The sequence below is a fragment of the Gemmatimonas sp. UBA7669 genome (genome assembly GCF_002483225.1).
Classification (GTDB): Bacteria; Gemmatimonadota; Gemmatimonadetes; order Gemmatimonadales; family Gemmatimonadaceae; genus Gemmatimonas.
Window position 1 is genome coordinate 58,203 of record NZ_DLHL01000004.1, and the last position, 20,178, is coordinate 78,380.

Sequence of the window (20,178 nt, forward strand, 5' to 3'; positions counted from 1 at the left end):
CGACTAGCCCCGAAGCGTGGAATAGCGATCCACATCGAGCGAGCGCCACTGGCGCACTAGCAGGAGCACGATGGGGATGGCCAGCGCAATCTCCGCAGTGGCCACGACAAAGGTGAGAAACACCATCACCGCACCGGCGGCATCGCCGCGCTGCTGCGAAAAGGTCACGAGACTCAGGTTCACGCCGTTGAGCATGAGCTCCATGCACATCAGCATGACGAGCGCATTGCGGCGGATGATGACGCCAAGCAAGCCGATGGTGAACAGCCCGCCGGATACGAACAACAGGAAGCTCACCTTATCCATGGTGACGCTCCGACTCGGCAGCAACGGACGGACCGGAAGCCGCGCCCTGCCGCCGGCTCACACCGATAACCGCCAGCGCTGCAACGACTGCCCCCACCAGAAACACCGTGGTGAGCTCGAACTCCAGCCAGTAGCGGCTGAGGAAGTCGGTAGAGAACTCCACCAGCGTGAACGACTGTCCGAGCGGCGCGCGCGGCACGCGGTCCGCATTGACACCGCGGGCCACCACCGCCAGCACGGCCAGCAGCAGTCCGGCCACCAGCACACCTGGCCAGCGCAGTGACGACCACCGATCAGCGGTGGGCGACTCGCGCAGCTGCAGCAGCATGATGACGTACACCATGAACACCATCACCGCGCCAACGTAGATGAGCACCTGGAAGGCCGCGATGAAATGCACACCCATGAGACCGTACACCGCAGCCAGTGACGTCATGGACGTGATGAGCGCCAGCGCCACGCGCATGGGCTCCCGCAGGATCAGCATCGACGCCGCGCTTGCCAGCGCCAGCACGCCGAAGACGATCAGGATGATGCTGTCGATTATTGGTCGCGTCCTCGCCGCGCCGACTCACCACGCGTCAGCGGTACCGGTTTGGGGGGATACGGCTTGGCCACGTCCTGCTGCGGCTTCCAGGTGAGCATCTCGTCCATCGTCAGCCACATGTTGTAGCGGTCGTCACTCACCAGTCCCGGCACATCGGCCTGCATGCGAATGGCGTCCTCGGGGCAGGCCTCCACACAGAGACCGCAGAAGACGCAGCGCGAGTAGTCGATCTCGAAGCGCACGGGATACTTGGGGTGCGCCGGATCGTTGGGATCAAAGCCCGACTCGATTTCGATGACCTTGGCCGGGCACACGGTCGCGCACATGTTGCACGCAATGCACTGCGGCGATCCATCGGGACGCTGCGTGAGGATGTGCTTGCCCCGATTGCGCGGCGCAAAGTCCGCGCGCCGTTCTTCCGGATAGTAGGTGGTCACGGCGCCGCGACGCCCGGTGAGCCACTTGCCCATGTTGCGCAGGAACACGCCCGTCGTGATGGCCAGCCCCTTGAGCACTTCCGGCAGATAGGCCCGCTCGTACCAGGTCATCTCCGGCTCGTTCCAGTACTGCTTGCGGGCGTAGCGTACCGCACTGCGGCGCGGTGCCGAAGGCGTTGACGTTGGCTGTTCGTTGTCCATGCTCACTGCCCTCCCCGGACAAGCCACACCACCACCACCGTGATGGCCAGATTGGCCAGCGAAAGCGGCAGCAGCATCTTCCACGAGAGCCCAAGCATCTGATCGTAGCGGAAGCGCGGCAGCGTCCAGCGGATCTGGATCTGCAGCAGGCACATGAGCGCCACCTTGCCCAGGAAGGTCAGCATCTGCAGGGGCACCCGGACTGCCTGGCTCAGGGCGATTTCGCGGCCACCCGGCAACAGAAACCCGGCATCGGTCATGAACGGCAGGTTGTAGCCACCCAGGAACAGCGTGGTGAACAAGGCGCCCACCACGGCGATCTGGATGAACTCGGAGAACATGAACAGGCCCAGCTTCATCGCGCTGTACTCCGTGAAGTAGCCAGCGATGAGCTCCGACTCGGCTTCGGGCAAGTCGAAGGGAATGCGCTTGTTCTCGGCAATGGCCGCCGTGAGAAACAGGAAGGCCGCGAACGGCTGATAGAAGATGCCCCAGGCCGGGAGCACACCGCCCAGCGTGCCGGATTGCTGACGTACGATGTTGCCCAGGTCGAGCGTGCCGTACACCAGAATGAGGCCCAGAACGGTGAGCCCCATGACCAGCTCGTACGAAATCATCTGCGAACCGGCACGCAGACCTCCAAGCAGCGAGAACTTGTTCTCCGACGCCCAGCCCGCGAGCATGGCGCCGATGATGCCCATGCTGCTGAAGGCGAACACCACCAGCAGACCCGCGTCGAGCGTGGCGATCTGCATGGGATAGCTACGTGAACCAAACCAATCCGCGAGCGCCGGCACCAACTGCCCCGGCACCAGTGTGCCACCAAACGGCACCACCGCAAACACCAGCAGCACCGGCGTGAAGACAATGAACGGCGCGAGGAAGTAGCCGACCTTGTCGTGTGCGTTGGGCTTGAAGTTCTCCTTCAGCAACATCTTGAGACCGTCGGCCATGCCATGGAACAGTCCCAGCCAGACCAGCTTGATGTTCGTGAACGGAATGCGCAGATAGGCGCGATTGGCGCCCACGCGGTCCGACATCACCGCCGACTGTTTGCGTTCCACCCAGGTCAGCAGACCGCCAAAACTCAGCAGCATCACCATGCAGTAGGTGATGAACACCAGCGCCACGACGAGATCAGGCATCCAACTGTTCGTGGCGCTGCTCATGACACCGCCCCGGCCAGCACACGCTGCAAGGCCTTGCGATTGCCGGCCAACGCCTGAAACAGGCCCTCGGCATGCACCACATCGCCCTTGGGTTCAAAGCAAGCCTTGAAGGCCGTCACCACGCCCTGTGCATTGGTATAGTGCCCGTTCCGCTCGGTCTGAATGCTGATGGGCAGAAACACGTCAGCGCGCAGCGCGGCCTCATGGGCGTAGCTGCCCAGGCGGACAACCCGTGCCGTGGACGGCAGGTCCGCATCCGCCACACCCTCGCCCCACACCAGCACGACATCAGCGCCAACGAGCGCCGCGGGCAGGTCACCCTCGAGCGGCGTAAACAAGGCCAACGCCCCACGGCGGTTCGGGTTCTTGTCCGCCATGATGAGAATGTCGTCTTCGAGCAACTCCCCGGGCTGTGGCGCGTGGTCCGCTTTCACGCGCGCCGTGAACCGCGAGGCCAGCTTGTCCTGCAGCACGTGGTGCAGCGCCGCCAGTTCTTCGTTGGAGCCCCAGCTCGACACCAGCACCACGCCGCGCGAGGCAGCCGCTACAATTGCTGACGCCCGCTCCACCGCCTCATCCAAACCGGCTGGCGTGCCGCCAACCAGCGCGGTCGTGGCCCGTGGCCGCTCCCAGATCTTTGCCAGGTCCCGACCCTTGTTGCAGATCCATGGGCCGTTCACCTCGGGGTTTTCGCGCGGCGTGACCCGCTCGATGCGCGCATTGAGCGCCGGATCAAGCGCCTTGAGCGCCCACTCGGGCTTGCGATGCCACACATCGATGCTGCAGCCGCGCGAACACCCCGGGCAGACCGACGGCGTGGCCTTGGTGTACCACACGCGGGCGTGATCGAGATTCTCCCGCGAAAGCAGCGCGCCCACCGGACAGATGTCGATGACGTTGTCGGAATACACGTCCTCGTTGAAGTCCGCGTTTTCCGCCGGCCGGATGAGCGAATGATCGCCACGATGCACCGCGCCCAGCGCATGGGTCTTTGACACTTCGTTGGTAAACCGCACACAGCGCGTGCACATGATGCAGCGCTCGTTGTCCAGCATGATGCGGTCGGACAACGCATAGAACTTGGTCGCGTGATTCTTGCGATCGATGGACAGCGACGGGCGGCCGTTGTGCTCGTAGTGATAATCCTGCAGCAGACACTCGCCCGACTTGTTGCAGATTCCGCAGTCCACCGGATGATTGAGCGTGATGAACTGCATCGTGTCGCGGCGCAACTTCTTCACCGTCTCAGACTCGGTCAGCACACGCATGCCGGCCGTGACTGGCATGTTGCAGCCAATGTCGAACCACGGGTCGCCGTTGTCCGACTCCACCTCCACCATGCAGATGCGGCAGTTGCCGGGCACCGACAGGTTGGGGTGCCAGCAGAAATGCGGAATGCTCACGCCCGCCCGACGCGCGGCCTGAATGACGGTCTCGCCGTCATGGGCCGTGCACGGGACGCCGTTGATGAAGAAGTCGATGGTCACCGTCGGATCGACGCTCACGAGGCGCTCCCGGCGCCGGCGTACATTGGCACCGGCACGGCGCCCTCAAACGGATCAGCCAACGCCAGGCGGCCATCGTACATGGAACGGCCATTGGTGATGTAGTACTCGAACTCCTCGCGGTAGTGATCGAGGATGGCCGAGCAGGCATAGCCGGCGGAGTCACCCAGACTGCAAATGGTGGTCCCGTCGTTGGCGGTGGAGATGTGATACAAGCGATCGATGTCCTCGAGACGCCCCTCGCCGCGCACAATGCGATCGAGGATGCGCTCCATCCACCCCATGCCCTCGCGGCAGGGCGTGCACTGGCCACAGGACTCGTGGTGATAGAAGCGCTGAATGACGCGCGCGAGACGCACCATGCAGGTGCCCTCGGCCACCGCAATCATGCCGCCGGAGCCAAGCTGTGATCCGGCCGCCACGGCGCTGTTGTGATCCAGTGTCACGCCCTTGATCTCGTTCGCATCGAGGATCTTGGTGGACACGCCACCCGGGATGACGCACTTGAGCGCGCGATCCTCCAGCATGCCGCCGCAATCCTCGTAGAGGAACTTCTCCCACGAGTAGCCATACTCGACTTCGTACACGCCCGGCCGCTTCACGTGACCGGAGATGGAGATCATCTGCGTGCCCGGGCTGCGCGGCATGCCGGTCTTCTTGAACTCGGCCGCGCCCAGTGTGAGGATGACCGGCACATTGGCCAGCGTCTCCACGTTGTTCACCACGGTGGGCTTCTGGTACAGGCCCTTCACCGTCAGGCGCGGCGGCCGATTGCGCGGCCACCCCTTCTTGCCTTCCAGCGACGCCAGCATGGCCGAGGCCTCGCCGCAGACGTAGGAGCCGGCGCCGCGATACAGCACCACATCGAGCGAGTAGCCCGAGCCCATGATGTTCTCGCCCAACAGCCCGGCCGCGTAGGCCTCCTCAATGGCCGCCTGCATGCGACGATGCGGCAGATCGAACTCACCGCGAATGTAGATGAAAGCATGCCGCCCCATCAGCGCGAAGCTCGCAATGATGAGTCCCTCGAGGCACATGTGCGGCACATGTTCCAGCAGCCAGCGATCCTTGAACGTGCCGGGCTCTCCTTCGTCGGCGTTCATGCACACGTAGTGCGGTTCGCCGTCGTTGAGTCGTACCACGCCCCATTTGCGCCCGGCCGGAAAGGCCGCCCCGCCATGGCCCAACAGGCCGGCTGCGGCCACTTCCTTGGTGACCTCGGTGGGCTGCATGCCGCCCAGCACCTTGGCCAGTGCCTGATAACCGCCCCGCGCGCGGTACGCCGCCAGCGTATGGGAGTCGGCGGTCACCGGAAAATTCATGAAGAACTTCCGCCCCGAGAGCGTCGGCGCTTCTGCAGTCGGCGCGGTCATCGGGCGAGCTCCTCGAGCAGCGCGTCGACCTTGGCGGGGGTGAGATCCTCGTGGTAGGCCTCGTTCACCATCATCATGGGGGCGGTGCCGCAGGACGCGAGACACTCCACGGTGCTCAGCGTGAACTTGCCGTCGGCCGTGGTCTCACCGGGCTGAATGCCCAACTTGCCGCAGAGGTAGCGTACCAGCCCCTCGGCACCACGCAGCGAGCACGACGCGTTGTGGCACACCTGCAGATGATGCCGGCCGAGCGGCTCGCGCGTGAACATGGTGTAGAAGGCCAGCACTTCATCCACCTGAATGCGGGACACCCCGAGATAGGCCACCAGTTCGTCGATGTCCGAATCGGCGATGTAGCCTCGCTCCTGCTGGATGCGCTGCAAACAGGGGATGGTGAGCGATCCTTCGAACCCGGCCGGGTAGCGCTGCTTCCAGCGCTCGAACTCGGGAATGAGATGCTGTATGCCGTTGGGCATGCCGTTCGTCGCAGAATCGTGCGTGGTCATCGGTCGCATTCGCCGCCGATCATGTTCACCGACCCGAAGGAGGTGACAATGTCGGCCAGCTGATAGCCGTCGAGCATGCGGTGAATGCCGCCCATGTGCACAAAGGATGGCGAACGCACATGCACCTTGTGCGGCGTACCGCTGCCGTTGGATACGAGATAGAAGCCAAGCTCTCCATTGGCTCCCTCGTGCGCGACGTACACATCGCCCGCGGGCACCACCGGTCCTTCCATGACCAGCTTGAAGTGATTGATGAGGGACTCGATCTCCGTGTACACCAGCTGCTTCTCCGGAAACACGCAGCGGTGGTCATCGACATTGATGGGCCCCTCGGGCATGAGGTCGACGAGCTGACGCATCATGTACACCGATTCGTCCATCTCCCGCATGCGCACGTAGTAGCGATCGTAGTTGTCGCCCTTGATGCCCACCGGCACATCGAAGTCGAGCTCAGCGTACGCCAGATACGGCGTATCGCGGCGCAGATCGCGTGGCACGCCGGTCGACCGCAGCACCGGCCCCGTGAAGCCCCAGTGCAGGGCGTCCGCGGTGCTCAGCACCCCCACGTCGCGCATGCGGTCGATGAAAATGCGGTTGCGATCGACGAGGGCATGCACACGCGCCACATAGTCCTCGTACTCCACGAGGATTTCCTCGAGGCGCGTGAACCAACCCGGCGGCACGTCAAAGGCCAACCCACCGATGCGACCAAACGAGTAGGTGACACGCGCGCCGGTGATGGCGGCCAGGTGCTCGTACATGTGGTCACGCACCGTGACCAGATAGAGAAACGCCGTCATCGCGCCCAGCTCCATGAGCTGCGCGGCCACACAGGTGAGATGGTCGGCCACCCGCGAGTACTCGGCCAACAGCGTGCGCAGATACTTCGTGCGCGGCGTAATCTCGATGCCCATGAGTCGCTCCACCCCTTCGCAGTACGCGAAGTTGTTGATGAGCGCCGAGCAGTAGTTCAGCCGGTCGACGTACGGGATGAGGTTGTGCCAGGTGTGATCCTCGCACTCCTTTTCAAAGCCGCGGTGCAGGTAGCCGCAGTGCACATCGGTGCGCAGCACCTTTTCCCCGTCCAACTCGGCCACGATCTGCACCGTGCCATGCGTGGCCGGATGCGAGGGGCCGATGTTCACCACCACCGTGTCCTCGCGCGACGGCGTAAGCGTCGTGCGAATCGGGTTCGGGATGGCCGAGGTCACGAGGTCAGCGGACAAGGGCACTCTGGGGCGGACGGTACGGCACGAGGGGCTGTTCTTTCTGCTTGGGATAGTCCTTTCGCAGCGGATGCCCGCGGAAGCCTTCGTACAACAGGATGGGTCGCAGGTCGTCGTTGCCGCGGAAGCGAATGCCATACATATCGTGACACTCGCGCTCCATATAGCCGGCTGAACCGTAAAGCGACGTCAACGAGTCCACTTCGGCGTCGTCGGCCGCGACTCGTGTCTTGAGGCGCACGCGTACCTTGTGGGCGGTGCTGTAGAAGTGCCAGACCACTTCGAAGCGCAGCGGCGCCTCCGGCCAGTCCACGGCCGTCACGTCAAGGAACAGATCGAAGCCGTGCTGGTCGCGCAGGGCACGCACCGTCTCCAGCAGCGCCTCGCGGTCCAACTCCAGTACCAGCACCCCGTGCGATACGCCGCGCGACCGCACGGCCCCGACGGGTGCGTCCGCGCTGTCTCCACCTTCGTGCGCCGGCGCGTACCGCGCATGCAACTGATCGAGCAGGTCCCCCGTGCTCATCAGAACCGCTCGTTGACGATGGGATGCCGGGAGGCCGCGATCTTCTCCTGCAGGCGCATGATGCCATCGATGACCATCTCGGGGCGCGGCGGACAGCCGGGCACATAGATGTCCACCGGAATGATGCGATCGATGCCTGGCAGCGAGGCGTAGTTCTGATAGAAACCGCCGGTACTCGCGCAGACGCCGAAGGCCATGACCCACTTGGGCTCGCACATCTGCTCGTACACCTTGAGCAGAATGGGGGCCTGCTTCTGTGTGACCGTTCCCACCACCATGAGGAGGTCGGCCTGGCGCGGCGAGAAGCGCGGCAGCGCGGCCCCGAAACGGTCGGTGTCGTAATGCGATGCGCTGACGGCCATGAATTCCATGGCGCAGCAGGCCGTTACAAAGGGATACGGAAAGAGCGAGAATTTCCGCGCCCAACCAACGAGCTCATCCTTACGGGTTGTCAGAAACTCGAAGGAGGCGGCCTTGGACTGCCCAGGGCGGGCCAGCGAGGCCGAGCCCGCCCCGCCGCCGAGGGGCAGTGAGCCGACACCGGTGGCGCCGGCGAGACCGGGGCCCATGTCGAGAATGGGCAAACGTTTGCCGTACATGCGCTTACTCGGTCACGGCGTCGAGGATGCGACTGCGGTACACATAGAGCAGGCAGAGCACCAGCAACACCGTAAAGAAGAAGAACGTGAAAACCATGAAGCCGGACAGCGGGCGGGCGCCCAGCGTCCAGATGAAAAGGAACATGGTCTCGAGGTCGAACAACAAGAAGATGATGGCGACCGCGTAGTACTTGATGGGTACCGCCTTCACATTCAGCGCCTCGACCGGGAGGGCGCCGCACTCGAAGGGTTCGAGCTTGGTGGCGCTGGCCTTGGGCTTGGGACCAAGCCAGGCGTTGAGGGCCAGCGCGAGGCCCACAAAGCCAACGATGGCCAGCGCGTACAGCAGAAAAGTGACGTAGGGCGTCATCGGGTCGGCAGGAGGGCAGGTACCGCGACGTCAACGTGCCCACGGGCACATGGCCCGTCAAGTCGGGAAACCCCGGCAATCTCAGAGGAATACCCCGCTCCAACGTCGCGGACGAGTGACAATCACCTCGTCACCGTTGGACACAGGGACCAATCGTGTGACGCGTTTGCAGCGGCACTTGTTTGGATGGGCAAGGGTGTGGGGTACTCGTCCCGTCACGGCAGCGACACGGCCATGTCACGGGAATTCGTCCCTCCCACTACAAAGCAGTGAGATATCCCACGATATTCCGCCCGGTCACGGGAGGATCACTCGGCTGCGTTTCGTCCCACCCCTTGCAGCCGGACTCGCGTGACCTAGCCGGCAACCTTCCCGTTGCCGGTTCCATCCCTAGTCTAGGAAGGAGATGTTGATGTCCCACCGAGCGAAGGTTTCTCGCTTGGCGGCCGTCGCCGCTTCCCTGCTGTTCGCTCTCCCTGCCGCGGGCCTCCAGGCCCAAACCGGCACGATCAGCGGGAAAGTCACCGACGCCGCGACCAAGGCCCCCCTCGCCGATGTGCGAGTGGTGATCTCGGGTACGGCCTTCGAAACGCAGACCAATCGGGAGGGCGAGTACCGCCTCCTGAACGTACGCCCTGGCGTCACGGGAGTTTCAGCGTTCCGCATTGGCTACAAGGCCAAGCAGGATACCATCCGCGTTGTGGCGGGCCAGACGGCCACGCTCAACCTCGAGATGTCCGCGTCCGTGATCAATCTCTCCGAGGTGGTCGTCACGGGTACCGCCGGTAACCAGGAGCGCAAGGCGCAGGCCGCCCTCGTGGCCTCCGTTACTGCAGCAGACGTCATCAAGGATGCCCCGGTCACCAACGTGGCCAATCTGCTCCAGTCCCGTGTTCCCGGCGTGGCGCTCAGCAGCCAGTCCGGCACCAAGGGCACGGCCACGCAGATCCGCATCCGCGGCGCCTCGTCCATCAACCTCTCCAACCAGCCCCTCATCTTCATCGACGGCGTCCGCGTCAATGAGGGCATCACCGGCTCTGGCCAGTCGGGCCAGGCATACGACCGGTTCAATGACCTGAACCCGGAAGAAATCGAGAGCATCGAAGTCGTGAAGGGCCCGGCTGCGGCCACCCTGTACGGCGCCGACGCCTCGGCCGGCGTGATCCAGATCATCACCAAGAAGGGCCGCACGGGCTCCAACTCGTTCCAGCAGACGCTGCGTTTCGAGCAGGGCCAGTCCAGCGTGGATCACGTCACCATCCCCGACAACTTCGCCGCCTGCACGGCGTCCTCGGTGGCCACCACGAGCACCAACCCGCTCTGCCGCGGTCAGGCGGTGGGTACGCTGGTGTCGGACAACCCTCTCAACCGGGTGGGCGTGTTCCGCAAGGGTGACGAGCAGGTGTTCAACTACGGCATTCGTGGCGGTGGGCAGAACTACGGCTACGCGCTCTCGTACGGCTCGGACAACTCGACGGGCACGCTGCCCAACGAGGCGTTCAACCGCTACAACGTGCGCTCCAACGCCAACTACATCGCCAACCCGAAGCTGAACGTTGAGGCCAGCCTGGGTCTCGCGCAGACCAGCACCCGCCTGCCCGACAACGACAACAACGTCTTCGGCTGGCTCGGCGGCGGCTTGCTGGGCAGCCCGCTCACCCGCAGCGACGCGCCCAACCGCGACGCCACGCAGGACGGCTGGTACTCGCTGCGCAAGTACAACGCCATCAACTCCATCGATCGCGAGCTGCTCAGCAAGCGCGTGACGACAGCCGTGACGGCCAACTACTCGCCGACGGCGTGGTTCACCAACCGCTTCACGGGCGGCATGGACATCGCCAACGATCTGCAGACGAGCTTCTTCCCCCGCAATGACAGCCTCTGGTACGGTGGTCAGACCGACGGCGGCAGCAACACGCAGACGCATCGCACGGCCGAGCGCTACACGTTCGACTATCTCGGCAACATGAAGAAGCAGTGGGGCACGGCGTGGGAAACGAACCTCTCGTTCGGTCTCCAGGCCATCTCCACGCGCAATCAGAACGTGCAGGCCGTGGGTATCGGCTTCGTCACCAACGCCAACAACTCGGTGAACTCGGCCGCCACCACCACCGGCAGCAGCGGCTTCACCGAGCAGCGCCAGTACGGCTATCTCGGCCAGCTGCAGATCGGCAACCAGAACAAGCGCTTCCTCCAGGTGGGTGTGCGCATCGACCGCAACTCGTCGTTCGGTGACAACTCCCCCACCTTCGTGCTGCCCAAGATCGGTGGTTCCTGGGCCATCGGTGAAGAGGACTTCTTCCTTCCGCTGGCCAGCACCATCAACACGCTGCGCCTGCGCGCCGCGTGGGGCACCACGGGCCGCTCGCCGCAGCCGGGTGACGCCCTCCAGACCCTCGCGGCCGCGTCGTACAACATCACCGGGTCCACGGGTGCCGGTGCCGTGCTGGGCAACCCCGGCAACAGCAACCTGAAGCCCGAGCGTGGCACCGAGTTCGAGGCGGGCCTCGACGCCGGCTTCCTCGACAACCGCGTGTCCACCGAGCTGACCTACTTCCGGAAGCAGACGGACGACCTCATCATCGCCCGCCCCATTCCGCCGTCGCTCGGCTTCAACAACAACCCGCTCGCCAACCTCGGCTCGGTGCTCAACTCCGGTTGGGAGCTGGCCGTGAACGTGCAGGCCATCAACAGCAGCAACTTCCGCTGGGATGTCCGTGGTGCGGCCAACACGCTGCGCAACGAACTCCTCAGCCTTGGCGGCCAGTCGCCGTTTGCACTGGGCGGCGTGGGTCGTACGATCGTCGGTCAGCAGCTCGGCGTGATGGTGGCCAAGGTCGTGAAGGAAGTGGACCTGCAGAACGGCCGTGCGGTGGTGACGGATACGCTGGCGCCTGTCGGCAACCTGTTCCCGACGCTCGAGTGGAACCTCACCAACACCTTCACCATCGCGAAGAACTTCCGCGTCACAGCCATGATCGACGCCAAGAAGGACTTCACGGTGTACAACAACACGCGCTTCTTCCGTGAGACGCAGCTCGTGCGCTCGAACGTGCGCCTCGACACGACGATCCTGTCGCGTGAGGAGCGTATCCGTCGCTTCGGCCCGTTCGTGTCGGAAGCCACCGGCGCGGCCGTGACCATCAACGATGCACGCGCTGGCTTCATCGAAGAGGGTGATTTCATCCGCTTCCGTGAGCTCTCGGCCACCTACACGCTGCCGCAGTCGCTCACCACGCGCATTGCCAGCCGTTTCCAGAGCGCCTCGGTCACCTTCGCCATGCAGAACGTGAAGCTGTGGACCAACTTCTCGGGCTTTGATCCGGAAGTGAACGCGCAGACGGGTGCGTTCTCGCGCGAGGACTTCCTCACGGCGCCGATCCCGCGTCGCGCGGTCGTCCGTCTCAACCTTACCTTCTGAACCGCGAGCCATCATGCATAAGATCGCCCGCGCGGTTACGCGCACCACGGCGGGAGCCCTGCTGGTCATGGGCGCCGCCGCCTGCGGTGACGAATTCGTCACCGTCACCAACCCCAACCTCATCGACGCGTCCACGGTGGATCCGACGGCCAGCGGCAACACGCTCGCCCTGTCGGCCCAACAGAACTATGTGGACATGATCGGTGTGCTGGCCATGTACGGCGCCTGGTTCTCGGAGGAGGCGAACGTGTCCGACACGTTCCCCACCCGTAACGAGTTCGGCTTCCGCAACATCACGCCACTCAACGGTTCGCTCAACACCGAAGTCTGGGGCCCGCTCTCGCGTGCCATTGCCTCGGCCAAGCTGGTGCTGGATCTCAGCCTGCCGGAACCCGAGCGCAATATCTCGGTGGCGCGTGCGGCCACGTTCCGTGGCTTCTCCATCCTGCAGATGGCGTCGGACTTCTGCACCGGCACCTTCTCGGGTGGTCCGGAGCTGACCACGGCGCAGATGCTGGACTCGGCCATCTTCTGGTTCGACCGCGCCAACACGGTGGGTCGCGCCAATGGTTCGGCTGAAGCCGTTGAACTGGCGAACGCGTCGCTGGTCGGACGTGCCCGTGCCAAGCTGCAGAAGGGTGACAACAGCGGCGCCGCCGCTGACGCCGCCCTGGTGCCGGCCGGCTTCGTGTCCAACATGCGTTATACGGACGACCTCGCCAACCGCGGCCGCCTCAGCAACGACCTCTGGTCGTTCTCCTTCACGCGTGGTTCCATCAGCGTCGCGCCCTGGTACCGCCAGGGTGATCCGCGGGTGACCTACCGCGTGCAGGGTGGCACGCCGCCGGCCACGGCGGCACCGCAGGACGCGGTGCCGGGTGGCTTCCACCAGCAGACCAAGTTCCCGGCCTTCGATTCGCCGATTCGTCTCGCTTCCAAGCTGGAAGCGGACTACATCGCGGCCGAAGCCTCGGGCAACGTGCAGACCCAGCTGGCTCTCATCAACGCGCGTCGCGCTGCCAACGGCCGTCCGGCCTACAGCGGCCCGTCCGATGCGGTGAGCGTCAAGACGGAGCTGTTCAACCAGCGCGCGCTCGAGTTCTACCTCGAAGGCAAGCGTGTGGCGGACATGCGTCGGTCGCCGGCCTCGGTGGCGGGCACGATTACGGCGGCCGGTCAGCCGTACTTCAAGCCCGGCTACGGGAACGTGGGTAACGACACCTGCTACCCCATTCCGTTCGCCGAGCGCGACAACAACGACAACCTGCGCGGCAACTGATCCTTCCAGGGCCGGTTGTCAGACCAACGGGGAGGAGCTTCCGCTCCTCCCCGTTTGGTTTTCGCGCCGAGCCAATAGCGTAACACCATATTGACACCATATGGTGTAATCGAATGTTGACAGCAGTGCTCGCAGGCCGCACCTTGAAGACGAGGGAGATGCGCCTTCGGTCGCCTCTGCCCACATTGCGTCAGGGGCTGCCAGACTCCCCGCCACGTCAGGAACCCATAACGCCGTTTTGCGTTGATTTCGGGTAACATGCCGTCGCGAAGCCCTGCAGGGAACCTCCATCCCTCGTGCCCCTTGCCCCACCACGCCCTGATGCGCTGTTCGACCCCGCGGCCCCACCACGCATGATCCGCCCGAGCCTTCAGTCATCTGGCCCATTGCACGACGGCCAGCCAGGCCCGGCGCGTGTCAATCCCGCGTTGGCAGTGGCTGGTGCCACTGACGGTGCCGTAGACGCCGCCGAGTGCGCGCGGATAACGGCCGCTCACGCGCGGACCTTCTCGCTGGCCAGCAAGCTGCTGCCGGAGCACAAGCGCCGCGCCGCCTACGCCCTGTATGCGTTCTGCCGTGTAGCGGACGATCTCGTCGACCACGCCGACGGCGGCAACGTGACGGCCCTGCGCGATCAGTTGGACGACTATCGCACCGCTCTGGAGGACGCCCTCGCCGGCCGCCCCAGTGGCCCCATCTTCCGTGAGCTGGCCTGGGTCTCCCGTACGTATGGGGTGTCCCCCGCCCCGCTCTTCGAACTGCTCGACGGTGTGGCGCGCGATCTGGTTGCGCAGCGCTACGAGACCTGGGCCGAGCTCGAACAGTACTGCGAGGGTGTGGCAAGTTCCGTCGGCGAGATGTGCACCTACGTGTTCGGTGTGCCCGCTGGCCCGGCCATGCGTGAGCAGGCCATTCGCTATGCACGCACGCTGGGCACCGCCATGCAGCTCACCAACATTCTGCGGGATGTGGGCGAGGACGCGCAGCGCGGGCGGGTTTATCTGCCGGCCGAGGACATGGCGCGGTTTGGTCTTCGCCCGGACGACGTGCTGGAACGTGGCGTGTCGCTTGCGCTCGACCCGGCCTGGGCGCAGCTCATGGCCTTCGAGGTAAGCCGCGCGCGCGCGCTCTACGAAGCGGCCATGCCCGGTATCGCGCTGCTGGACGTTGATGCGCAGCGCTGCGCCGCCGCCTGTGCGGTGGGCTACGCCGGCATTCTGCGCGCCATCGAAGCGCAGCACTACGACACGCTCAGCACCCGTGCGCGTCTCGGTCGTATGGCGCGCCTCGGCATCCTGTGGAACGCGTGGCGCTATCGGGCGCCGTCGCCTGACTTCTCTGCGCTGGGTCACGGCCCCCGAGTTTCCTGGGAGCCCAACGCCGCATCGGCCCGCATCAGTGCGGGCCGAACGGACGCCCGCGTGCGCCTGGCCTGATTTCAACGGGTCGATACCGACCCGAGGACGGTTCTTTCATGTCACCTGCTCCTTCGACCGAAGCGGAACGCTCGCCCCTACTGCGGCTGTCGTCGTTCACGCTGTTGTGGCACGCGGTGGCCAGCGTGTTTTCCGCGTTCGCCTTTGCGACCTTTCTGCGCCCGCCGTTTCCGGAATGGCTGCAGACGCCGCAGAACCAGAAGGCCATGGCCATCGGTTTCACCTATGGTGGCGCCATCACGGTCACGCTTGGTGCCGTGGCTGGCCTCGCCTTCCTGGCCTGGGCCATTGGCACGCGCAAGGCACTCATCACCTTTGCCATCGCGTTCCTGCTGGCCTTCGCGTCGGAGTATGCCGGCACGCGCTGGGATTATCCCTTCGGCGCCTACGAATACTCGAGTCAACTCGGGTACAAGATCGGCGGACGGGTGCCGTTCAACATCCCGACCTCGTGGTTCTACATGCTGGTGGCGTCACTGGCCATCTGTGCGCGAATCCTGCCGGCCAAGGACGATCGCACGTCCAAGTGGTGGTGGGCCTTTGTGGGTGGCGTCGTGCTCACGCTGTGGGACGTGTCGATGGACCCGGCCATGGTGAAGACCAACCACTGGTTCTGGGAGATGGGCACGCTCGCCGATCGGCATCCCTTCGTGCGATTCATTGGTGCGCCGATTTTCTACGGCATGCCACTCACCAACTGGCTGGGCTGGCTGCTGACCGGCATTCTGGTGGCGCGCGCCATGCTGGCCGTGGTGCCACCGTCCGTGTGGGCGGCCAAGGTGGCCCCGCACCGCCTGCCCTTTGTGCTCTACGGCGTGAATGGGCTCCTGCCCATCGCCATCTGCCTGCGCTGGGACATGGTGCCGGCCGGTATCCTGGGCTTTATCGCCATGGCGGTGCCGCTCTGGGCCGCGCTGCGTCAGGCGCCTGGTCTCGAACGCCAGGTGAGCCCGGGCAGCGTGCCGCTGCCTTCAAGCCGCTGAGCACGCCGCGCGCTGTCACGATATCACCTGACCGCTGACCATGTTGGAACGACTCTCGGCGGTGTTCGATTCTGATCTATTGTTGGTCGGCATCCTCGTGCTCATTGTCATCGAGGCGGTGGTGCTGATTGGCTGGCAGCGACGATCTGGTGCTCGTCAGGTGACGCCCCACACCGCCGGCGTGCTCCCGCTGCTAACGTTCCTTGGGGCCGGAGGCTCACTGGTGGTGGCGATGATTTTTCATCGTCGCCCTGAGCCGGCCCCCGAGGGCTTCGCCGTCGCCATGTTGTGCGCGCTGGTGATCCACCTCTGGCACCTCGCCGTCCTGCTGCGTCGTTGAGCGTTACCCGCTCGGCGCGTGGCGGACCACGATTCCTCTTCGTCGGTCGTTCATGCGCATCGTTGTCATAGGAAGCGGGTTCGGTGGTCTGGCCGCAGCCATTCGCCTGCAGGCCCAGGGCCACGACGTCACCATCGTCGAGAAGCTCGACAAGCCGGGCGGTCGCGCCTACGTGTTCGAGCAGGACGGCTTCACCTTCGATGCCGGCCCGACCATCATCACGGCGCCCTGGGTGCTGGATGAGCTCTTCGCACTGACCGGGCGGAAGACGGCGGACTACATCCAGCTCAAACTCCTCGATCCGTTCTACAACATCCGCTTCGAGGATGGCACGGTTTTCCATTACAACGGCGACCGTGAGAATCTGCTGCGGCAGGTGGAGGAGTTCTCTCCGGCCGACCGTGCGGGCTACGAGCGCTTCCGCGAGAAGTCGTGGGAGATCTTCAATGTCGGCATGCCCCTCATCGACAAGCCGTTCCTGACCTTCGGCTCGATGGTGAAGGTGCTGCCCGAACTCATTCGCACGCGCGCCGACAAGTCGGTGGCGGCGATGGCCAACACCTACCTGCGCGATGAGCGCTTGCGTCAGGTGTTCTCGTTTCATCCGCTGCTGGTGGGCGGCAATCCGTACGCCGCCAGCTCGATGTACGCGCTCATCCACAAGCTCGAGCAGCAGTGGGGTGTGCTCTTTGCCATGGGCGGCACCGGTGCACTCGTGCGCGCCCTCGTGCAGGCCTTCGAGGATCTCGGCGGCCGCATCCGTCTTTCCAGCGAAGTGGCGGAAATCGAAGTGAGCGACGCCCGACGCACCACCGGCGTGCGGCTCAAGAATGGCGAGCGTTTGGCTGCGGATGCGGTGGTGTGCAACGGCGATCTGGTGCAGGCCTATCGCACTCTCGTTGCGCCCGACAAGCGTCCCAAGGTGAGCAACCGGCGCGTGGAGAAGCTCAAGCACTCCATGAGCCTGTTTGTCATCTACTTCGGCACCAATCGCAAGTACGAGAACATCGCGCACCACGAGATTCTCATGGGCCCGCGCTACCGCGAGCTGCTCGAAGACATCTTTGAGCGCAAGATCGTGGCCGATGACTTCTCGCTGTATCTGCACCGGCCCACGGCCACCGATCCAACACTGGCGCCGCCGGGCCATGACTGCTGGTATGTGCTCTCGCCGGTGCCGCACCTTGGCAGCGGCACCGACTGGGAGACCATGGCGCCGCGGTACCGCGATCGCATCATGGCCTACCTCGAAGAGCGCTACCTGCCCGATCTTTCGCGTCACATCGTGACGGAACGTCGTGTCGATCCGCGCTACTTCGAGCACACGCTGAACAGCTACATGGGCAGTGCGTTTGGTCCCGAGCCAGTGCTCACACAGTCGGCGTGGTTCCGTCCGCACAACCGCTCGCCCGACATTCCCAACCTCTACTTCTGTGGCGCCGGCACCCATCCGGGCGCGGGCCTGCCGGGCGTGATCGCGTCGGGCAAGATCGTGGCTGATCTCATCGGCACCGCACCACGCAAGGATGCGGCGCGCAGTGACGCCGCGCGTCCCGTCGCGCCACGCGCCACAGCCAAGGTGTAGACACATCACCGTCGCCTCGCGGGGCATCCCGCGGGGCTTCTGAAGGCCTTCCCCGCCCCACTAGATTTTCCGGGATGAACATTTCCATTACCCCGACCGAAACCGCCGGGGTATCCCGGCGTCTGCAGATCACGGTGCCGGCTGATACCGTGGCATCGTACGAGGACCAGGCGGCGCGCAAGTACGCGACGCAGGTTCGCATCCCGGGCTTCCGCCCGGGCAAGGCGCCGCCATCGATGGTGCGCAAGAAGTTTCCCGAGGCCGTGCGCCAGGAAGCCATCGAGCTCGTCATCAACGAGGCATTCCGCGAAGCCATCGACCGCGAGGGCCTCAAGTTGGCCGCGCAGCCGCATGTGCACCACCTCAAGGCCGAGCCCGGCCAGCCGCTGGAGTTTGAGCTGCATTGCGAGGTGCGTCCGGAGCTGACGCTCGAGAAGCTCGACGGCTTCACGCTCAACCGCACCGAGACGGTTGTCACCGACACGCTCGTGGAAGAGCAGATCGAGCGCATCCGTGAGCAGAAGGCCGAGTGGGCGCCGGTTGAAGAGAAGCCCGCCCCGGGTGACATGGTGACGGTGTTGCTGTCCACCGCAGAAGCCGACGGTTCCCTGCCCGAGGGCAAGGAGTACCGCATCGTGCTCGGCGGCGGTCAGGCCATTGCCGGCATCGAAGAGCTCGTCATGGAGACCGCCCCCGGCGGCACCACCGAGCGTTCGGTACGCTGGCCCGACGACTTCCCCGATGAGTCGCAGCGCGGCGTGAGCAAGCTCGTGCGCGTCACGCTCACGGACGTCAAGCGCAAGGCCCTGCCGGCGCTCGACGACGCCTTTGCGCGTGAGGTCGGCGATTTCGACACCATCGATGCGCTGCGTGAAGCCGTGCGCAAGGATATGGGTGATCACGCGCGTCGTGAGGCCGACTCCGATGTCCGCGGCCAGCTCATCCAGCAAATTGCCGAAGCCAACCCGTTCGACGTGCCCAAGGCCTGGGTCATGCAGCTCGTGGACGGCTACATGCAGATGTACGGCGTACCCGACAACCAGAAGCAGAACTTCGCCAAGGAATTCATGCCGATGGCGGAGAACCAGGTGCGTCGTGATCTCATCATCGACACCATCGCCGAGCGTGAGTCGCTGACGGCCAGTGCGGCCGATGTGGACGCACGCGTCGAGGAGCTCGCCAAGGCCCGGAACGCTGATCCCGGCCAGGTGTACGCGCAGCTCCAGAAGCAGGGCCGTCTCCAGGAGATCGAGCGCGAGCTCACCGAGGAGCGCGTCTTCGCCTGGTTGTTCGAGAAGAACCCCGTGTCGGCGGCGTAAGCCCCGACCCCGCAGTCACCCGTACCGGAGAAGGCAGCATGGCATCGATTTACATGCCGTACATCATCGAGCGCTCGAGCCGAGGGGAGCGGACGTACGACATCTTCTCGCGCCTCCTGATGGACCGCATCATCTTCCTCGGTTCGCCGATCAACGATGACGTGGCCAACATCATCATCGCGCAGATGTTGTTCCTCGAGGCGGACAACCCGGAAAAGCCCATCCACCTGTACATCAACTCGCCGGGTGGCTCGGTTTCGGCCGGTCTGGCCATGTACGACACCATGCAGTTCATCAAGGCGCCCGTGCACACCACGTGCATGGGTATGGCGGCGTCCATGGGCGCCTTCCTGCTCTGCGCCGGCGCTGCCGGCCATCGCAGCGCCCTGCCGCACAGCCGCATCATGATCCACCAGCCGTCGCAGAACGGTGGCGGTGGTTCGGCGTCGGACATCGAGATTCAGGCGCGCGAGATCCTGTATCTCCGCAGCAAGATGAACGAACTCATGTCCAAGCATTCGGGTCGTCCCATCGAGCAGATCGAGCGTGACACCGATCGCGATCGTTTCATGAGCGCCGACGACGCCAAGGTGTACGGCCTTGTGGACAACGTCATCCAGCATCAGGCGGAACTGGTCCCGCGCTGATTTTGGCGTGCAACGCAGGGATTGAACGGCAGGTCGGAAACACTCCGGCCTGCCGTTTTTTTTCGGCTGATGCTGGTTCGCGATGGGTTCCGTCAAACGGCGCGCGTTCACGTTGCTCCTCTGCGAACTCTGCGACCTCCGTTTCTCTGCGTGAGCTGTTTGCGAACTCTCGAATGCAGCGAGTGCCAGTGCTGCGGCCGGACCGTCAACAACTCACGCAGAGGAAAAGTGGGCGCAGAGCTCGCAGAGAACCGCAGTCGTGGTCTAACTGCCTTGACGCGGATTTCGCGGATGTGGCGGAAACAACACGGATTGAACGGCAGTCAGGAAACGACCGACCCTGTATTCCTCCTCTGCGCCCTCTGCGCCCTCCACTTCACTGCGTGAGCTGTTCGCGATTCTG

Annotated in this window: 19 protein-coding genes; 8 read left to right on the plus strand and 11 right to left on the minus strand. The window is 64.5% G+C overall.

Annotation, left to right across the window (positions count from 1 at the left end):
- Positions 1 to 3 precede the first annotated feature (3 nt).
- Genes nuoK through B2747_RS01540 form a run of 11 tightly spaced genes read right to left on the minus strand, consistent with a single transcriptional unit; the run spans position 4 to position 8,765 of the window.
- Positions 4 to 306 (minus strand): NADH-quinone oxidoreductase subunit NuoK, encoded by a 303-nt coding sequence (gene nuoK / locus B2747_RS01490; protein WP_291155908.1) that lies wholly within the window; start codon positions 304 to 306, stop codon positions 4 to 6.
- On the minus strand, positions 299 to 820 hold the full coding sequence (locus B2747_RS01495) for an NADH-quinone oxidoreductase subunit J (protein ID WP_291155911.1): 522 nt from the start codon (positions 818 to 820) through the stop codon (positions 299 to 301). The genes nuoK and B2747_RS01495 overlap by 8 nt, the downstream gene beginning before the upstream one ends.
- A gap of 29 nt (positions 821 to 849) precedes the next feature.
- The gene (locus B2747_RS01500) at positions 850 to 1,491 is read right to left on the minus strand and encodes a NuoI/complex I 23 kDa subunit family protein (RefSeq protein WP_291155914.1); all 642 of its coding nucleotides are present in this window, start codon (positions 1,489 to 1,491) and stop codon (positions 850 to 852) included.
- 2 nt (positions 1,492 to 1,493) lie between these two features.
- Positions 1,494 to 2,660, minus strand: coding sequence for a complex I subunit 1/NuoH family protein (locus tag B2747_RS01505; protein ID WP_291155917.1), 1,167 nt, complete (start codon positions 2,658 to 2,660; stop codon positions 1,494 to 1,496).
- Positions 2,657 to 4,165 (minus strand): 2Fe-2S iron-sulfur cluster-binding protein, encoded by a 1,509-nt coding sequence (locus tag B2747_RS01510; RefSeq protein ID WP_291155921.1) that lies wholly within the window; start codon positions 4,163 to 4,165, stop codon positions 2,657 to 2,659. The genes B2747_RS01505 and B2747_RS01510 overlap by 4 nt, the downstream gene beginning before the upstream one ends.
- Positions 4,162 to 5,538 carry an NADH-quinone oxidoreductase subunit NuoF gene (gene nuoF, locus B2747_RS01515; protein ID WP_291155924.1) on the minus strand — a complete coding sequence of 459 codons (1,377 nt, stop codon included), beginning with the start codon at positions 5,536 to 5,538 and terminating at the stop codon, positions 4,162 to 4,164. Before nuoF ends, B2747_RS01510 begins: the two co-directional genes overlap by 4 nt.
- Entirely contained in the window at positions 5,535 to 6,044 is a 510-nt protein-coding gene (gene nuoE / locus B2747_RS01520; RefSeq protein WP_291155927.1) for an NADH-quinone oxidoreductase subunit NuoE, read from the minus strand. Before nuoE ends, nuoF begins: the two co-directional genes overlap by 4 nt.
- Entirely contained in the window at positions 6,041 to 7,270 is a 1,230-nt protein-coding gene (gene nuoD, locus B2747_RS01525) for an NADH dehydrogenase (quinone) subunit D (RefSeq protein ID WP_414652160.1), read from the minus strand. Before nuoD ends, nuoE begins: the two co-directional genes overlap by 4 nt.
- The gene (locus tag B2747_RS01530; RefSeq protein WP_291155931.1) at positions 7,260 to 7,796 is read right to left on the minus strand and encodes an NADH-quinone oxidoreductase subunit C; all 537 of its coding nucleotides are present in this window, start codon (positions 7,794 to 7,796) and stop codon (positions 7,260 to 7,262) included. The genes nuoD and B2747_RS01530 overlap by 11 nt, the downstream gene beginning before the upstream one ends.
- Entirely contained in the window at positions 7,796 to 8,395 is a 600-nt protein-coding gene (locus B2747_RS01535) for an NADH-quinone oxidoreductase subunit B (protein ID WP_291155933.1), read from the minus strand. Before B2747_RS01535 ends, B2747_RS01530 begins: the two co-directional genes overlap by 1 nt.
- 4 nt (positions 8,396 to 8,399) lie before the next feature.
- Positions 8,400 to 8,765: an NADH-quinone oxidoreductase subunit A gene (locus B2747_RS01540; protein WP_291155935.1), complete on the minus strand. Its 366-nt coding sequence runs from the start codon at positions 8,763 to 8,765 to the stop codon at positions 8,400 to 8,402.
- 439 nt (positions 8,766 to 9,204) lie between these two features.
- Here B2747_RS01540 and B2747_RS01545 point away from each other — a divergent pair, with 439 nt between their 5' ends.
- From B2747_RS01545 to B2747_RS01580, 8 genes are all read left to right on the plus strand, one after another.
- A complete protein-coding gene (locus B2747_RS01545) occupies positions 9,205 to 12,186 on the plus strand; it encodes a SusC/RagA family TonB-linked outer membrane protein (protein WP_291155938.1) in 2,982 nt (993 codons plus the stop codon).
- A gap of 13 nt (positions 12,187 to 12,199) precedes the next feature.
- The gene (locus B2747_RS01550; RefSeq protein ID WP_291155941.1) at positions 12,200 to 13,465 is read left to right on the plus strand and encodes a RagB/SusD family nutrient uptake outer membrane protein; all 1,266 of its coding nucleotides are present in this window, start codon (positions 12,200 to 12,202) and stop codon (positions 13,463 to 13,465) included.
- A gap of 353 nt (positions 13,466 to 13,818) precedes the next feature.
- Complete coding sequence (locus B2747_RS01555) at positions 13,819 to 14,901, plus strand: phytoene/squalene synthase family protein (RefSeq protein ID WP_291155943.1); 1,083 nt, start codon at positions 13,819 to 13,821, stop codon at positions 14,899 to 14,901.
- A gap of 38 nt (positions 14,902 to 14,939) precedes the next feature.
- Positions 14,940 to 15,884, plus strand: coding sequence for a carotenoid biosynthesis protein (locus tag B2747_RS01560; RefSeq protein WP_291155946.1), 945 nt, complete (start codon positions 14,940 to 14,942; stop codon positions 15,882 to 15,884).
- Positions 15,885 to 15,924: 40 nt separating this feature from the next.
- A complete protein-coding gene (locus B2747_RS01565) occupies positions 15,925 to 16,224 on the plus strand; it encodes a hypothetical protein (protein WP_291155949.1) in 300 nt (99 codons plus the stop codon).
- Positions 16,225 to 16,276: 52 nt separating this feature from the next.
- Complete coding sequence (locus B2747_RS01570; protein WP_291155951.1) at positions 16,277 to 17,809, plus strand: phytoene desaturase; 1,533 nt, start codon at positions 16,277 to 16,279, stop codon at positions 17,807 to 17,809.
- Positions 17,810 to 17,883: 74 nt separating this feature from the next.
- Complete coding sequence (gene tig / locus B2747_RS01575; protein ID WP_291155953.1) at positions 17,884 to 19,128, plus strand: trigger factor; 1,245 nt, start codon at positions 17,884 to 17,886, stop codon at positions 19,126 to 19,128.
- A gap of 38 nt (positions 19,129 to 19,166) precedes the next feature.
- The gene (locus tag B2747_RS01580) at positions 19,167 to 19,775 is read left to right on the plus strand and encodes an ATP-dependent Clp protease proteolytic subunit (RefSeq protein WP_291155956.1); all 609 of its coding nucleotides are present in this window, start codon (positions 19,167 to 19,169) and stop codon (positions 19,773 to 19,775) included.
- The last annotated feature ends 403 nt before the right edge of the window (positions 19,776 to 20,178 follow it).

Excerpts from the sequence above, each read along its gene's own strand:
- B2747_RS01540 (WP_291155935.1), bottom strand. The coding sequence starts at position 8,765 with ATGACGCCCTACGTCACTTTTCTGCTGTACGCGCTGGCCATCGTTGGC.
- B2747_RS01550 (WP_291155941.1), top strand. The coding sequence starts at position 12,200 with ATGCATAAGATCGCCCGCGCGGTTACGCGCACCACGGCGGGAGCCCTG.
- B2747_RS01580 (WP_291155956.1), top strand. The coding sequence starts at position 19,167 with ATGGCATCGATTTACATGCCGTACATCATCGAGCGCTCGAGCCGAGGG.
- nuoE (WP_291155927.1), bottom strand. The coding sequence starts at position 6,044 with ATGACCACGCACGATTCTGCGACGAACGGCATGCCCAACGGCATACAG.
- B2747_RS01535 (WP_291155933.1), bottom strand. The coding sequence starts at position 8,395 with ATGTACGGCAAACGTTTGCCCATTCTCGACATGGGCCCCGGTCTCGCC.
- B2747_RS01560 (WP_291155946.1), top strand. The coding sequence starts at position 14,940 with ATGTCACCTGCTCCTTCGACCGAAGCGGAACGCTCGCCCCTACTGCGG.
- B2747_RS01505 (WP_291155917.1), bottom strand. The coding sequence starts at position 2,660 with ATGAGCAGCGCCACGAACAGTTGGATGCCTGATCTCGTCGTGGCGCTG.
- tig (WP_291155953.1), top strand. The coding sequence starts at position 17,884 with ATGAACATTTCCATTACCCCGACCGAAACCGCCGGGGTATCCCGGCGT.
- nuoK (WP_291155908.1), bottom strand. The coding sequence starts at position 306 with ATGGATAAGGTGAGCTTCCTGTTGTTCGTATCCGGCGGGCTGTTCACC.
- B2747_RS01570 (WP_291155951.1), top strand. The coding sequence starts at position 16,277 with ATGCGCATCGTTGTCATAGGAAGCGGGTTCGGTGGTCTGGCCGCAGCC.
- B2747_RS01530 (WP_291155931.1), bottom strand. The coding sequence starts at position 7,796 with ATGAGCACGGGGGACCTGCTCGATCAGTTGCATGCGCGGTACGCGCCG.
- nuoF (WP_291155924.1), bottom strand. The coding sequence starts at position 5,538 with ATGACCGCGCCGACTGCAGAAGCGCCGACGCTCTCGGGGCGGAAGTTC.
- B2747_RS01565 (WP_291155949.1), top strand. The coding sequence starts at position 15,925 with ATGTTGGAACGACTCTCGGCGGTGTTCGATTCTGATCTATTGTTGGTC.
- B2747_RS01555 (WP_291155943.1), top strand. The coding sequence starts at position 13,819 with ATGATCCGCCCGAGCCTTCAGTCATCTGGCCCATTGCACGACGGCCAG.
- B2747_RS01500 (WP_291155914.1), bottom strand. The coding sequence starts at position 1,491 with ATGGACAACGAACAGCCAACGTCAACGCCTTCGGCACCGCGCCGCAGT.